Raw genomic sequence first — 13222 nt, 5'->3', positions numbered from 1 at the left:
TGCGTGCTTCATGCCGGATGCGGACATGCGGGCAAGGGTGTTGGAGTAAACTGCTAGGAGAAGGATGCCTTATAGCTAAGCGGCGATAAGTGAACGAACTTCTCTAAGGGCGGCACCAACTCGAACATTCGAGGATGCTCTGCGAAGTCGAACACTCGGCAGAGCCGGAAGGCGTCTGGCCGTTCTGCAGCTACGGAGAGCTCATTTCTCGTGACATAGAACGGCGTGATGTCGGTACCGACGGTAGTTTTCACTTCGATAAGCCGTTCTTTGCCTGTCGCATCGAATGATAAGATGTCGAAACCGGCTCCGTCGCCCTGCTCCTCCGATATCCACGTGACTTTCCGTGCTAGGTCTGGCCGATCAATCTGTTGGAGTCGCTGCCGTTCAAAATTGAAGACCATAGCCTCTCCATCGCGCCCCAGCTTGCGGTTGCGGAAGTCGCGTTCAACCGGATCAAACTTGCGCACCAGTCGCTCCATGTCGGCTCGACGCGGCGCAATAGGGAGGAGCGGAGGAGCCGTTCCAACAAATAAGCCCTGCGACTCTGCAAAACCTTGCGCGATCTTTTCGGGATGAAGTGCAGTGGGATTACGAGATAGGAAACGATCAACTGAGGCGATAATTGCCCCTTGGTAATTCTCGGCTGGAAAATACCCCCGGATACGCGGAAGGCCCAGCTCAACTAGTACAGCCGAAATATTTCGGTGTTTGAATTCGACAGAGCTTTTGCTGCGATCAATGTGATGTCTCAGCGCTCGATTGTGTGCCGCCTTGTTGAAAGGAATGCCAGAAACTTCTTCGCCAAGCATATCAAAATAGTCGGCTACGATGCGATCGAGCTCTTCGTCAGTCCAGTCTTGTCCGGCGCTGGCCATTCCTAAAAGTGAACTAAACGGTTCAAGGCGTCTAGCCCTTCTATTGAAAGAGCGCCGCCATCACCTCTCTCGCCGCCCGCTCTCCGGAATCGTGAGCACCGTGGGCAGTGGAGAAGAAGTTCGGCGAGGTGGCTTCGCCGGCAAAGAACAGCCGGCCGTCCACGGGGGCTGCGAGCACCGCACGCTTGCCGGCATGTCCGGGCAGCGCGTGCGAATAGGAGCCGCGGGCGAACGGATCATGCGCCCAGCGCGATTCCTTTAAGGGTTTCAGCTTGCGGCGAAAGTCGTTGCCGAGAAATGACACGATCTCGTCGATTGCGTGCGTCGCCATGGCGCCGTCACCGGCGTCTTCCAGGGCTTGCGCAAACCGGCCGCCGAAAAAGCCCTCGATGCAGGGCTGTCCGAACGGACGCAGATGATAGGTGCCCATTTCGGTGCGCATCGTCGCACCGCGCAGATTGCCATCAGTGGGCAGGTCCTGCGCATCGTCGAGCGCAATCATCACCTTGTCGGCAAGGCCGAGCGGCAGGTTCGCCGCCGCATCGACTTTCTCCGGCAGGGCCGGCGAAAAGCGGATCGCGCCTTGCGCGATCAGGTTGGTCGGCACGGTGACGATGACCTTGTCGGCGGTCAGCGTGCCCTGCGAGGTCTCGATGCGCAGACGCTTGTCGGAATGGTCGATCAGGGTCACCGCGCAATTGAAGGCGATCGGCAGCGGCGCGCCGTAAGCTGCCATCAGCGCACCGTAGCCGCGGCGCACCCGCCAGTTGATATTGGTGTCCTGATAAGCGTCGACGTCGAGAATCGACAGCCGGTCGGTCTCGCAACCGTTGATATAGCTCGAGATCGCATCGATCATCGGATTCCAGCGATTGCCCGGCTCGAGATACAGGTTCGCCGGATAATCGACGCCGCCTTTGGCGGCCTGTTCGATCCGGTCGAAGAAGGCATCGATCGCGCGGAAGAACTCGGCGCGCTGTTCCGGCGGAAACGACTTGCCATAGGCGCGCTCGCGCCACGGCGGCAGCTTGCGGTCGATTTCGAAATCGAGCCGATCCGCGATTTTTACGAACGCGTTCTGGTCGGCGGAGTGCAGCCAGCCGCAGCCGAGATCGAAGGTCACGTCGGAGGATGCCATGATGGTGTGGCCGCGGCCGCCGACACGATCACGCGCTTCCAGCACCAGGAACGAGCGGCCGGCGCGCTTGAGCGCATGCGCGGCGCCGAGCCCGGCGGCGCCCGCGCCGATCACGGCAACATCGATGGAAGAGGGGAGGGACATGATACTGTCTGCTTCATCGTCATGCCCGTGCTCGTCACGGGCATCCACGTCTTACTTTCCCAGTATCCAAGACGTGGATGGCCGGGACAAGCCCGGCCATGACAGACTTAGTATATGGCGCGGAGTTTACGCCACCGCCTCGCGGGCCTTTTCGGCGCGCTTGCGGTCGTTCGGGTCGAGGAACTTCTTGCGCAGGCGGATCGACTTCGGCGTCACCTCGACCAGCTCGTCGTCCTCGATATAGGACAACGCCTTTTCCAGCGTCATCCGGATCGGCGGGGTCAGGCGCACCGCTTCGTCCTTGGAGGTGGTGCGGATGTTGGTGAGCTGCTTGCCCTTGAGCACGTTGATTTCGAGATCGTTGTCGCGGGTGTGCTCGCCGACGATCATGCCGCGATAGACCTTCCAGCCGGGCTCGATCATCATCGGGCCGCGGTCTTCCAGCTTGAACATCGCGTAAGCCACCGCTTCGCCCTGATCGTTGGAGATCAGAACGCCGTTGCGGCGGCCCTGGATTTCGCCCTTATAGGCGGCATAGCCGTGGAACAGGCGGTTCATGATCGCGGTGCCGCGGGTGTCGGTGAGCAGCTCGCCCTGATAGCCGATCAGGCCGCGGGTCGGCGCGTAGAATACCAGCCGCAGGCGATTGCCGCCGGAGGGCCGCATCTCGATCATCTCGGCCTTGCGCTCGCTCATCTTCTGCACGACGACGCCGGAATGCTCCTCGTCGACGTCGATCACGACTTCCTCGATCGGCTCCTGCCACTCGCCGGTGGCCTCGTCCTTCTTCAAGACGACGCGCGGGCGCGACACCGAGAGCTCAAATCCTTCGCGGCGCATCGTCTCGATCAGGATCGCGAGCTGCAATTCGCCGCGGCCCGAGACTTCCATCGAGTCCTTGTCGTCGGCTTCGGTCACGCGCAGCGCGACATTGCCTTCGGCCTCGCGCAACAGCCGGTCGCGGATCATGCGGCTCGTGACCTTGTCGCCCTCGGTGCCGGCGAGCGGCGAGTTGTTGACGATAAACGACATCGACACCGTCGGCGGATCGATCGGCTGCGCCGGCAGCGGCGTGTCGACCGAGGGATCGCAGAAGGTATCGGCTACCGTGCCCTTCGTGAGGCCGGCGATCGCGACGATGTCGCCGGCTTCGGCTTCGTCGAGCGGGGTGCGCTCGATGCCGCGGAAGGCGAGAATCTTGGTCAGCCGTCCCTGCTCGATCAGCTTGCCGTCGGGTGACAGCACTTTCACCGCCTGGTTCGGCTTGATCGAGCCGGACGAAATGCGGCCGGTGATGATGCGGCCGAGATAGGGATTGGCCTCCAGGATGGTACCGATCATGCGGAACGGCCCATCCTCGACCTGCGGGGCTGCGACGTGGCGCAGGATCAGATCGAACAACGGCTCCATGCCCTTGTCCTTCGGACCTTCCGGGCTGTCGGCCATCCAGCCTTGCTTGGCCGAGCCGTAGAGAATCGGGAAGTCGAGCTGCTCTTCGCTGGCATCAAGCGCGGCGAACAGGTCGAACACTTCGTTGATGACCTCGGTCGGCCGCGCGTCGGGACGGTCGACCTTGTTGATGATGACAATCGGCTTCAGGCCGACCTTGAGCGCCTTGGAGACCACGAACTTGGTCTGCGGCAGCGGGCCTTCGGCCGCGTCCACCAGCACCAGCGCGCCGTCGACCATGTTGAGGATGCGCTCGACCTCGCCGCCGAAGTCGGCGTGGCCGGGCGTGTCGACGATGTTGATCCGCGTATCCTTCCACTGCACGGACGCCGCCTTGGCGAGGATCGTGATGCCGCGCTCGCGCTCCAGATCGTTGGAGTCCATGGCGCGCTCGGCGACCTTCTGATTCTCGCGGAAGGTGCCGGACTGTTGCAGCAGGCGATCCACCAGCGTGGTCTTGCCGTGGTCGACGTGGGCGATAATGGCGACGTTGCGAAGGTTCATGTTGTTTCTTCTGCGTCAGGCAATGGAGGTGGTCACGTTCTCGCCGGAAAGACCGGAACGCGCGCCCTCGGATCAAGTTCAAAACCCTGGAGTCAAACGGGCGTCTCTGGCCGCCCAAAAAGGAAGCCCGGCCGTCGTCGACCGGGCATACCCTTACTGCGGCGCAATATAATCAGGAATCGCCGAAAAACAATCGCTTGTTTGCCGTTTGGTGAACCCGAATGACCGTTTATTTGCGGGGTTTTAGCTGCTCGTGACGGCTTCGGTCGGATAGACCCCCCGAAGTACCTCTTCGAAGTGGTTTTTGACAGATTCATTACACAGGCAGGCCCGCAATTTGAGCCGGGCCGGGTCGCGCACCACGATCGATCCGCGGCGGGTCTCGACGATCTGCTCGGCCTTGAAGGTCTGGATCACCCGGCTGGCATAGCTGCGGCCAACTCCCAGCAGGGTAGAGAGCTGCTCATGGGTCAGCGGCACGATGTTGTCGCCGTCGGTGCGCTCCATCGCCGAGAGAATCCACTTGGCCGTGCGCTGCTCGATGGTGTGGATCGCGTTACAGGCGGTGGATTGAAACATCTGCGCCAGCAGACAGTCGGCATAGCGTGCGAACACGTTGCGCAGCGACACCGAGGCCGTCTTCGCCGCATCGAGCTTGCTGACGCCCAACCGCACGAACGGGCCGCCGAACTTTACCGTGATGCGCGTATAGGCCGGCAGGTACCCGAGACTGACAATGCCGCCGACCGCGCCTTCACGTCCAACCAGCACCGTCTCGACATCGCGACCGTCCTCGTTCGACACCAGATAGGATGCAAGGCTCGCGTCGCAGGGAAAATGGACGACGTCGACATCATCGCCGGGATTGTAGAGCAGCTCGTCATCGATCGCATGCTCTGCCGACAGATACGGTTCGATCAGCGAGAAGTCTTTCTCGCTCAGCCGCCGGAGCAGATTGTTGTTCGGCCGATCGCCGCCGCGTTCGGGTCTTCCCTGTGAGATCATCCGTACTGCCTTGCCGCTACGTTCTTCCCCGCGGGGTTTCACAATAGCCGTGGGGCGTTCGAAGTTCCGTGCACAAGTGCACAGACAACAATCGGCGGGTGTGTTGGTTTCATGCGAAGTGGAGAGGTCAACCCTCGCCGATGCATCTAGGGCAGAACTGGTCTGCCGCAATTCATGCCTTTTGCCGGAACCCGTTGCCGCGATGATGGATGCGCCCAGGAGTGGCCTGCCCGAGGACGTCCTCCTTGTCGAGGATGATGCGATCATCGCGATGGACTTCGAGGATACGATCCTGCGCTTCGGGGTGCGGACGGTTCGCACCGCTGGCAACGTCGCCCGTGCGCTTCAACTCATCGAGCAGCGTCCACCTGACTTCGCGCTACTCGATATCTCGCTGATGCGCGAAAAAAGCTTCGCAGTGGCCGAACGGCTGGAGGCACTCGGCATTCCCTTCGTGTTCATCAGCGGCTACGGCGCCGAGGCCGGGCTCCCCGCGGCGCTCAGACAGAAGCCGCGTTTGCCGAAGCCCTGCACCGACGACGCGCTCGAAACGGCACTGAGAAGCGCCGCTCGCGGCGTGGTGAAGTGATTCAATTCACCTTGGGATCAAGCGTCGTCGACCACAGCGCGACGTCGTTGCGGTCCCGCAAGGTCACGGTCATCTGGCCGCTCGCACCGTCGATCCTGACATGTCCGAAGAACTGGTAGCCATCGGAAGGCGACAGTACGGCCCCAGCGGGCGCAGCCTTTACGAACCTCACCTCGGGCCCGAAGGTATGGTCGAGCTCGTTGCCCGAGCCCGTTCCGGCATGCAGCGGGCCGGCGACGAATTCCCAGAACGGCATGAACTCCTGAAACTGCGCCTTGTTCGGATTGTAGTAGTGCGCAGCCGCATAGTGCACGTCCGCGGTCACCCAGATCGTGTTGGCAATGTTGGAGTCGCGCATGAAACGCAAGAGATCGGCGATCTCGAGCTCGCGGCCGCGCGGTGGGCCGTCGCCTTGCGCAAAGGCTTCCGAGCCCCGGCCGCGCCCATCGGCGTAATCGTTATAGACGATGAGGCTGAGCGGCATGTCGGAAGCGATCACCTTCCAGGTCGCCCGCGAAGCCTTGAGGCCGCGCTTGAGCCAGGCGATCTGATCCGGTCCGAGGAAATAGGCGTCGGGACCGTAGGTTTCCTGCAAATTCGGCCCGTTGGGACCGCGGTAGCTGCGCTCATCCAGCATGAAGACGTCCAGATGCGGCCCGTAAGGAATCGTGCGGTAGACCCGGCCAGGCTCGGCGATGCTCTCGCGCAACGGATACATCTCATGGAAAGCGCGCGAGGCGCGCGCCGCCAGCAGATTGATGTCGCGCACCTTATAGGCGGCGGGAAGCTGCTTCGAGGCCGACCAGTTGTTGACGACCTCGTGATCGTCCCATTGTACGAAGATCGGTACCTCGGCGTTGAAGCCGCGCAGATTGTCGTCGAGCAGATTGTATTTGTGCGCGGCGCGGAATTCGTCGGTGGTCTCGGCGACTTTCGTCTTCTCCGGGATCATCAGGTTCTTCCAGACCTTGCCGTTGGCGAGCTTGACCTCGGGTAAAAAGACGCCGTCGGCATAGATCGTGTCGCCGGAATGAATGAAAAAATCAGGACGGTGGCTGTGCATGGCTGCAAAGCTCACCATGCCGCCATCGTCGGGATTGATGCCCCAGCCCTGACCCGCGACATCGCCGCCCCAGACAAAGCTGACATCGCGCCAGTCGGCCGGTGCAGTACGAAAGCGCCCGCTCGCGGCCTCGCCTGAAATGTCGGGATGCGAGAGGTCGCGGAATTTGACGCGATAGAAGATCTCCTGTCCGGGGGGAAGATTTTCGAGCAGCATCTTCGCCGTGAAATCGCTTTCCGGGAGCGCTGCGATCGGCGGCAGTGCCCGCGCATTCGAAAACGATTCGGTGGTCGCGACCTCGACCAGCATCTGCGAGGGGCGGTCGGCACGCGCCCACACCACGCCGCTGTCGGCGCTGACGTCGCCGGACTGCACGCCATGACTGACAAGCGGCCGGTCGGCGGCGCGGGACAGATAGGGCATGGCGACAAGGGCCGCGGCGCCGGCGGCGTGCTTGATGAAACGTCGGCGGGAGATCCCACGGAAGCGGCGAACTTTCATGTGCGTCTCGGATCGATCATTCGGCAGGTTAGCACGGCTGAAACCTAAGCGACCAATATGACCGCCTGATTGCCGCGGGGATCACGTTCCGCATGCCCGCGCGCCGGTTGATCTCCTGATCTTTCCGCATGATGATACGAAAAACCGCTTCAACCCGACGCGAGGTCGAACCCGTGCCGCGCTCCATCACCAGCGTCGCCGTCTTTTGCGGCTCGAATTTCGGCGATTCGGACGCGTATGCCGAAGGCGCACGCCAGCTCGGCCGCGCGCTGGCCAGCGCCGGGATCTCGCTGGTCTACGGCGGGACCATGAAGGGCCTGATGGGCGTCGTCGCCGACAGCCTGATCGAGGCCGGCGGCACCGCGCATGGCGTGATCACCGAGACGTTGCGCCAGCGCGGCCATGCGCATCCAAACCTTCACCGCAGCGAGATCGTGGCTTCCTTGCGCATTCGCAAGCAGCGCATGGTCGAACTCGCCGACGCCTTCATCGCGATGCCCGGCGGCATCGGGACGATGGAAGAAATGATGGAAGTCTGGACGATGAACCAGCTGTCCGAGATCGATAAGCCGGTCGGCCTGTTGAACATTTCGGACTTCTATCGGCCGTTTCTTGCCTTCATCGACCACATGGTCACGTGCAAATTTCTGCCGGCCGAGCACCGGCACTCGATTTGCGTGAATGCCGATCCCGCCGCGCTGATCGAACAATTGCGCCACTTCGTCCCGACCAGCGTGCCGAAGTGGCTGTGAGATCGGATTGCAAATGAGTCCGCCGGCCGCATCCGAATGCGACCGGCCGATCGGGAGAGACAGTACGTTATCGGGAACGGCCCGAATTTCAGCTCAGCTCGGAGGGCGGATATTCGGATCAACGCCGCCGGTGCGTGAATGGTCGAAAATCGGTTCCGGGACCCAGCCGTCACCGTAGAACAGCGGTCCGATCGCCGGACCTTCATAGACGTGGCGGTAGACCCGCGCGCGGTCAGCGGGGCCGTAGTAGCCGGAGCCGTGATAGCCGTATCCGCGGTCATATTGCGCATCGGCAGGCGCGGCCAGCGTCGTAGCGACGGCCAAGGCCGGGATCACAAACGTCAATCGCATGACGATCTCCTCAATTCGTAAATATGAGGAGCAAACCGGAACTTGCTTGGTTCCGTTCCGCCGGGCCGGCACACCTTGGCGTGATGGACACCCGTTGTGAGCTTCGGATCGAAGCTAGGTTCCCGTGACGCGCAGCGCCGATCCGGCCCGCTGCAGGCTTTGCGCGAGATTTATCAGTGCCGCCCGCCGGTCGGCCACCGCCTGGTGAAATTGTCCGAGCGCGATATTGAAGGAGGTCAGTGCGCCCTCGGCGATACCGCCCTCTTCGAAAGTACGGAGCGTCTCGCGCAGAATATCGTCCGCTTCCGCCTGCAGGCGGTCGAGCTCTTCGGCCGACTCGCTGTGGCGCGCCACAGCAATCATATCGAGCAGACGTTCGCGACGGCCGGAGGTGTTGCTGCGGTCGTCTTTCTTGAAGTAGCCGGCGAACCATGCGCCGATCGAGCCCATGGCCGACAAGCCCATCAGGCTCCACCAGATGATGTCGCTGTAGCGGTCGAGGAAGGTCTTTTCCTCGCCATCGACAAAGGCCGCCGCGCCGGGATGCACGGGGACGAAGGCGTCCTTGTCGGTATCTGGCGTCTCGATCTTTGCCGCGAGCGGAAATTCGGTCATGACGGCCTGGCGGATCGCGAACAGCTGCCGTGTGAAGGCGGCGACGGTGCTATCGGACAAATCCTTTCGCGCCACGATATGGTGCGAGAAGCTGATCGTCTTGACCTCTTCTTCGGGGCGATCGGGCGAGCCGCCAAAGGCGCCTGCCGGAATTTCGGATGCCTCGTACATCGGATGATTTTGCGCGATCGCTTCCGCCGAATCGATCTTCAGGAAGGTTGGCGCCTTGCCATCGTGGGTCGAGGCCGCCACGGCTTCCGACGTGATCTTGCTGTTGACCGGTCCCGCGGCGAGATAGGCGTCGGCCTTCTGGCTGCGGATCGCGTCAACCGCATCGGTGATCGGAAACTGGACGATGTCGACCTTGTCGGGATCGATGCCATATTGCTGCAGGATCACCTTGAGCAGATCGATATTGGCCGGCGTGCGCCCGACGACGCCGATGCGGTGTCCGGCGAGCTGCGAAATCTTGGTGATTTTCGCGGCGGATTTCTTGCTCTTCATCGGCGCCGGAACCCACAGCACCGCGGCGTTCTTGCGCAAGGTCGCCACGGCCTGCGCATTTTTCGGCACGCTCAGATCACCGCGAACGATGGCGAGGTCCGCCTTGTCGTTTGCAATCATCTGGGCGCTGGCGGTCGCGCCATCGGTCTGAATCGGCCGCAGGCGAATTTGGCTGTGGGCGGTCGCGAAAGCCTGGCTCAACGCCTGCACCACCCTCAGATCGTCGCTGTTGGCGGGACCAACCGCAATCCGCAACACGACGGTGCGCACCGCGAAATAATAGCCGGCGCTTACCATGCCGACGATCGCCAGAATTCCCGCCAGCACCACCAGCGCTGTGCTTCGCCGTGCCGAAAAGCGCGGACCGGGTCCATTCGGAGGTTCCGTCGGCGCGGCTGGCGCCGCATCGACGCCGCTCGCCATCGATCGGGAAAAGTTCAGGTCCAAAGGGGGGCTGCCTATCCGGTTCGGCCAAAAGTGTAGCAAATTTGGCACCTTTCCTTGAATAACATCGGCGTCATGGTTAGTGGCGCCAGCCCCATTCGCACGACGCAAGTGCCAGCTGCCGACCCATGTCTTTGATCCAACAGCGCCTTTTTTAAGGGCGGCGTTTCCCTTTTGCGGATCGCGTAACCTCGTTCGATGTTAGATAATGGGCCGGGCGAGAAGCCGGAGGAGGCTGACGTGACAGAGCGGTTATCGGCGGAGATGCGAAAATCGGCACTCAAGGAACTGCCGGGCTGGAACGAGGTCGCCGGGCGAGACGCGATCGAGCGCACCTTCGTGTTCAGGGACTTCAACGAGGCGTTCGGCTTCATGAGTCGCGCGGCGCTGGTTGCCGAGAAAAACGATCATCATCCCGAGTGGCGCAACGTCTATAAAACGGTCGAGGTGGTGCTCTCGACGCACGATGCCGGTGGCGTCACCAAACGCGACCTCGAACTCGCCAAGGCGATGAACGCGATCGCGGGTGGATAGCCAACCTCGTTCTGCAAGAGCTTGCAGGAACGATCCGCGATCCCCAGCTAAGCGCGGATTTCGACAAGTGAGCGCGAGAGCCATGATTTCCGAACACTCGGTTGGGTTCGAGCCGGCCGATCGGCTGGCAAAGGATCGCGACAGCGTCCGCAGGCGCTTCTGGGGCAAGTTCAAGCGGGTCGCGGCCAGCCTGCCGTTCGCCGAGGATCTGCTCAGCGCCTATTACTGCGCTTTCGATCTCAAGACGCCACGCCATGTTCAGGCGGCGCTGCTTGGGGCCATCGCCTATTTCATCCTGCCGTTCGACTTTATTCCGGACATGCTGCCGGTGCTGGGGTTCACCGACGATGCGGCGGTGCTGGCTACCGCGATCCGTCTGGTGGCGGCGCATATCGCGCCGGAGCACCGCGAGGCGGCGCGCGCCAGATTGCGGCGGATCACCGAATCCGCGGGTTGATCGGAACGGCCGGCCAAATTGAAAGGGCCTGACGTGAAGATCACGTCAGGCCCCCGCTCTCCCTGTCTTTTGGAGCGTTATCTTGATTTGGGCGCTGGCGCCTGAGCCCGGGCGTTCTGCTCGGCCTCCCAGGCCTTGAACTGCCTGAACAAGGTTTCCTTGTCGGTATCGGCCGGCAGCTTTCCGGCGGCCGAGGTGTGCTTCAGGAAGTCGTCAAAGCGGCTGCGGGAGACCGGTTCGATGCCGTGCGTGTCGAGCCATTGCTGGGCGTAGGGCAGGCGCTGCCAGCCGGCGAGCGGCGCGGACAGCGAAACCTCTTTCCACTTCGGATGGAAGGGCGGGTTCTGGAACTGCGGGAATTTCGTGAAGAACGCATCCACGAAGTTGGTGAGTTTGCGGTAGCGGTCGGTGTTCGGCGCCCAATTATAGGCGGCGAGCAATGCCGGGACCGCGATCGTATCCACCGATTCACCCTCGGCGATCAGGTTGGGATAATCCTTGGCGGTCAGCGTCGCCGGCAGATAGTCGCCCTGCAGCGGCTTCTCGTAGTCGACTTTCACGAGGTGGAAGCGGCCGTCGTTGGCGAAGTTCGACACCGACTTGTAGGGCTTGCCGCCGACCACGATCACGGCGTCGACTTCGCCCTTCTTCAGCTTCTCCATCGCGATGCGCTGTTCGATATAGACCCAGTTCGCCTTCATCCCGATCCGGTCGGCCACCGTCAGCACCGTGACGAAGGTTGAGCCGTTCGGCAGGTCGACGCTGACCGTCTTGCCCTCGAGGTCGCGCAGCGAGTTGATGGACTTCGGCGCGATGATCTGCATTTCCTCGTTGTAGAGCTTGGTCACATAGGTGAACTGCTTCTTGATGTCCTTGGCAAAGCCCTTGCGCTCGAGATAGTCGAGCGTGTCGGCGCGCACGATGCCGATGTCGACGCCCTGCAGGAACAGGATGTCGGCGACGCTTTGCACGGAACCGCGCCCGACGATCGGAAGTACGCGCAACTTGTTTCCGTCGTCGAGCACGGAGGCCAGGTCGGCGCCGAACTGCACATAGGTGCCGCCGATCGTTCCGGTGATCAGTGTCACCGTGTTCTGGTTCAGCGCCTGCTTGGTTTGCGCAGAGCCGAACTGGAAAATCGCCTTGAGGCTGTCGGAGACCTTGGCCGGATCAACGGTGGTCTCGTCAGCGCGCGCCGCGAAGCCGAACGCAAGCATCGTGGCAACGAGTGCCATTCCAATCAAACGTCGCATATTTTCCTACCCCTGAATGAAGACGACTATTGTAGTTGGCTGAGACGCCGCTGCGCGTCAGCCGAGCCGAGCTGGGCGGCGCGCTGATACCAGCTGCGAGCCATGGCCGGGTCCGGAGTGATGTTGCGGATGTCCTGCGTTCCCAGCACCGTGGGGTCGTAGGTCTGCGCCAGCATCAAGGCCGCGCTTGCGTCCTGCGCCTGCGCGGCGCGCTCGAGCAACAGGCGGGCCGGCGAAATATCGCCCGAGGCAAGCAACGCACGCGCGCGCGTCATCAGATTGGCGAGCTCTTCGCTGTCCATCCGTCGTGCCGGGGGAGCTGCCGGCGCCGCAGGGGCCGCCGGCGGCGCGATGGCAAGGGGTGCCGCGGCCGCTGCTGCCGCCGTGGCCGGCTGCGGGATATCGGCCGGCGGCTGGTTCTGATGCGCGGTCCTGAGCGCGACGGCGATTTCATCGCGCGAGGGCAGTGGCGCGGCGGCTGTCGCGAGCGCGGGGCCCGCGACCATCGCCGGCGTTGAGGCCACCGCCGCCGGCGCGGACTGACGGGGCGGGGCGGCCGGCGCTTGCGCCGTCCGGACCTCGGCAGCGCCCATCAGCGATGCGGTGGCGTTTGCAAACACGGTGAATGGGTTCTTGACCGCGACGAAAGTCGCGATCAGCGCCGCAATCGCGAACGCGCTGATCTTCAGGACGCGAGAGCTGGTCTTGCGCGGGCGGCCGAATTTCGACGAACGGACTTCCTCGTCCGAGCCCGACAAAAACAGCGGAACGGAATCGTCGGGAAGGAATTCTTCACGGGTCGCGACCGATCGCGCCGGATGCTGTGATCTGAGTTGTGAACCGAAGGCGTCGAGGTCGACCGGTTCAGCATATTGATTTTGATTGTCGTATGAACCGTAGTCCGATTCATACGGAGCCTGATACGAACGGTTGTAGCGCGGATCCTGCGCCATGGTGATGCCTCCCGTTGACTAACGCAACATCGGGCATGCCGGCATCAGTTCACGGCCCCTGCCCGCTACTAAATTAAAGTGTTGCTAA

The 13222-nt window shown here is 62.4% G+C and carries 13 protein-coding genes; 4 read left to right on the top strand and 9 right to left on the bottom strand.

Going from position 1 to position 13222, the window contains the following annotated elements:
- Positions 1 to 53 precede the first annotated feature (53 nt).
- The 4 genes from VFL62_RS13460 to VFL62_RS13445 all read right to left on the bottom strand — a co-directional run bounded on the left by VFL62_RS13460 (position 54) and on the right by VFL62_RS13445 (position 5118).
- Complete coding sequence (locus VFL62_RS13460) at positions 54 to 878, bottom strand: DUF3883 domain-containing protein (RefSeq protein ID WP_325172868.1); 825 nt, start codon at positions 876 to 878, stop codon at positions 54 to 56.
- A 40-nt stretch (positions 879 to 918) separates the two neighbouring features.
- The gene (locus tag VFL62_RS13455) at positions 919 to 2163 is read right to left on the bottom strand and encodes an NAD(P)/FAD-dependent oxidoreductase (RefSeq protein WP_325172871.1); all 1245 of its coding nucleotides are present in this window, start codon (positions 2161 to 2163) and stop codon (positions 919 to 921) included.
- A 123-nt stretch (positions 2164 to 2286) separates the two neighbouring features.
- A complete protein-coding gene (gene typA, locus VFL62_RS13450) occupies positions 2287 to 4113 on the bottom strand; it encodes a translational GTPase TypA (RefSeq protein WP_325172867.1) in 1827 nt (608 codons plus the stop codon).
- Between the two features lie 243 nt (positions 4114 to 4356).
- Entirely contained in the window at positions 4357 to 5118 is a 762-nt protein-coding gene (locus VFL62_RS13445; RefSeq protein ID WP_325172866.1) for a Crp/Fnr family transcriptional regulator, read from the bottom strand.
- 205 nt (positions 5119 to 5323) lie between these two features.
- Between VFL62_RS13445 and VFL62_RS13440 the strand changes: the two genes are divergently transcribed.
- Positions 5324 to 5707 (top strand): response regulator, encoded by a 384-nt coding sequence (locus tag VFL62_RS13440; RefSeq protein ID WP_325172870.1) that lies wholly within the window; start codon positions 5324 to 5326, stop codon positions 5705 to 5707.
- Between the two features lies 1 nt (position 5708).
- Here the strand turns inward: VFL62_RS13440 and VFL62_RS13435 are convergent, their stop codons facing one another.
- Complete coding sequence (locus tag VFL62_RS13435; protein WP_325172865.1) at positions 5709 to 7271, bottom strand: alkaline phosphatase D family protein; 1563 nt, start codon at positions 7269 to 7271, stop codon at positions 5709 to 5711.
- A gap of 128 nt (positions 7272 to 7399) precedes the next feature.
- On the opposite strand from VFL62_RS13435, the gene VFL62_RS13430 reads away from it, so the two are divergent.
- Complete coding sequence (locus VFL62_RS13430) at positions 7400 to 8023, top strand: TIGR00730 family Rossman fold protein (protein WP_325172864.1); 624 nt, start codon at positions 7400 to 7402, stop codon at positions 8021 to 8023.
- Positions 8024 to 8116: 93 nt separating this feature from the next.
- On the opposite strand, the gene VFL62_RS13425 is transcribed toward VFL62_RS13430, so the two are convergent.
- Positions 8117 to 8374, bottom strand: a complete 258-nt coding sequence (locus tag VFL62_RS13425; RefSeq protein ID WP_325172863.1) for a hypothetical protein — start codon at positions 8372 to 8374, stop codon at positions 8117 to 8119.
- Between the two features lie 114 nt (positions 8375 to 8488).
- Complete coding sequence (locus tag VFL62_RS13420; RefSeq protein ID WP_325172869.1) at positions 8489 to 9916, bottom strand: TAXI family TRAP transporter solute-binding subunit; 1428 nt, start codon at positions 9914 to 9916, stop codon at positions 8489 to 8491.
- A gap of 261 nt (positions 9917 to 10177) precedes the next feature.
- On the opposite strand from VFL62_RS13420, the gene VFL62_RS13415 reads away from it, so the two are divergent.
- Both VFL62_RS13415 and VFL62_RS13410 read left to right on the top strand, forming a co-directional pair.
- On the top strand, positions 10178 to 10471 hold the full coding sequence (locus VFL62_RS13415; protein WP_325172862.1) for a 4a-hydroxytetrahydrobiopterin dehydratase: 294 nt from the start codon (positions 10178 to 10180) through the stop codon (positions 10469 to 10471).
- A gap of 82 nt (positions 10472 to 10553) precedes the next feature.
- Entirely contained in the window at positions 10554 to 10928 is a 375-nt protein-coding gene (locus VFL62_RS13410; protein WP_325172861.1) for a YkvA family protein, read from the top strand.
- Between the two features lie 77 nt (positions 10929 to 11005).
- On the opposite strand, the gene VFL62_RS13405 is transcribed toward VFL62_RS13410, so the two are convergent.
- Positions 11006 to 12181 carry a TAXI family TRAP transporter solute-binding subunit gene (locus tag VFL62_RS13405; protein ID WP_325172860.1) on the bottom strand — a complete coding sequence of 392 codons (1176 nt, stop codon included), beginning with the start codon at positions 12179 to 12181 and terminating at the stop codon, positions 11006 to 11008.
- Between the two features lie 26 nt (positions 12182 to 12207).
- Positions 12208 to 13134 (bottom strand): hypothetical protein, encoded by a 927-nt coding sequence (locus VFL62_RS13400; RefSeq protein WP_325172859.1) that lies wholly within the window; start codon positions 13132 to 13134, stop codon positions 12208 to 12210.
- Positions 13135 to 13222 lie beyond the last annotated feature (88 nt).

It is taken from the genome of Bradyrhizobium sp. (genome assembly GCF_035701725.1).
GTDB lineage: Bacteria > Pseudomonadota > Alphaproteobacteria > Rhizobiales > Xanthobacteraceae > Bradyrhizobium.
Note: the sequence above shows the minus strand (reverse complement) of the source record. Positions and strands in the feature narration are given on the sequence as shown.

Excerpts from the sequence above, each read along its gene's own strand:
- VFL62_RS13435 (WP_325172865.1), bottom strand. The coding sequence starts at position 7,271 with ATGAAAGTTCGCCGCTTCCGTGGGATCTCCCGCCGACGTTTCATCAAG.
- VFL62_RS13440 (WP_325172870.1), top strand. The coding sequence starts at position 5,324 with ATGGATGCGCCCAGGAGTGGCCTGCCCGAGGACGTCCTCCTTGTCGAG.
- VFL62_RS13405 (WP_325172860.1), bottom strand. The coding sequence starts at position 12,181 with ATGCGACGTTTGATTGGAATGGCACTCGTTGCCACGATGCTTGCGTTC.
- VFL62_RS13430 (WP_325172864.1), top strand. The coding sequence starts at position 7,400 with ATGATGATACGAAAAACCGCTTCAACCCGACGCGAGGTCGAACCCGTG.
- VFL62_RS13400 (WP_325172859.1), bottom strand. The coding sequence starts at position 13,134 with ATGGCGCAGGATCCGCGCTACAACCGTTCGTATCAGGCTCCGTATGAA.
- VFL62_RS13445 (WP_325172866.1), bottom strand. The coding sequence starts at position 5,118 with ATGATCTCACAGGGAAGACCCGAACGCGGCGGCGATCGGCCGAACAAC.
- typA (WP_325172867.1), bottom strand. The coding sequence starts at position 4,113 with ATGAACCTTCGCAACGTCGCCATTATCGCCCACGTCGACCACGGCAAG.
- VFL62_RS13425 (WP_325172863.1), bottom strand. The coding sequence starts at position 8,374 with ATGCGATTGACGTTTGTGATCCCGGCCTTGGCCGTCGCTACGACGCTG.
- VFL62_RS13410 (WP_325172861.1), top strand. The coding sequence starts at position 10,554 with ATGATTTCCGAACACTCGGTTGGGTTCGAGCCGGCCGATCGGCTGGCA.
- VFL62_RS13420 (WP_325172869.1), bottom strand. The coding sequence starts at position 9,916 with ATGGCGAGCGGCGTCGATGCGGCGCCAGCCGCGCCGACGGAACCTCCG.
- VFL62_RS13460 (WP_325172868.1), bottom strand. The coding sequence starts at position 878 with ATGGCCAGCGCCGGACAAGACTGGACTGACGAAGAGCTCGATCGCATC.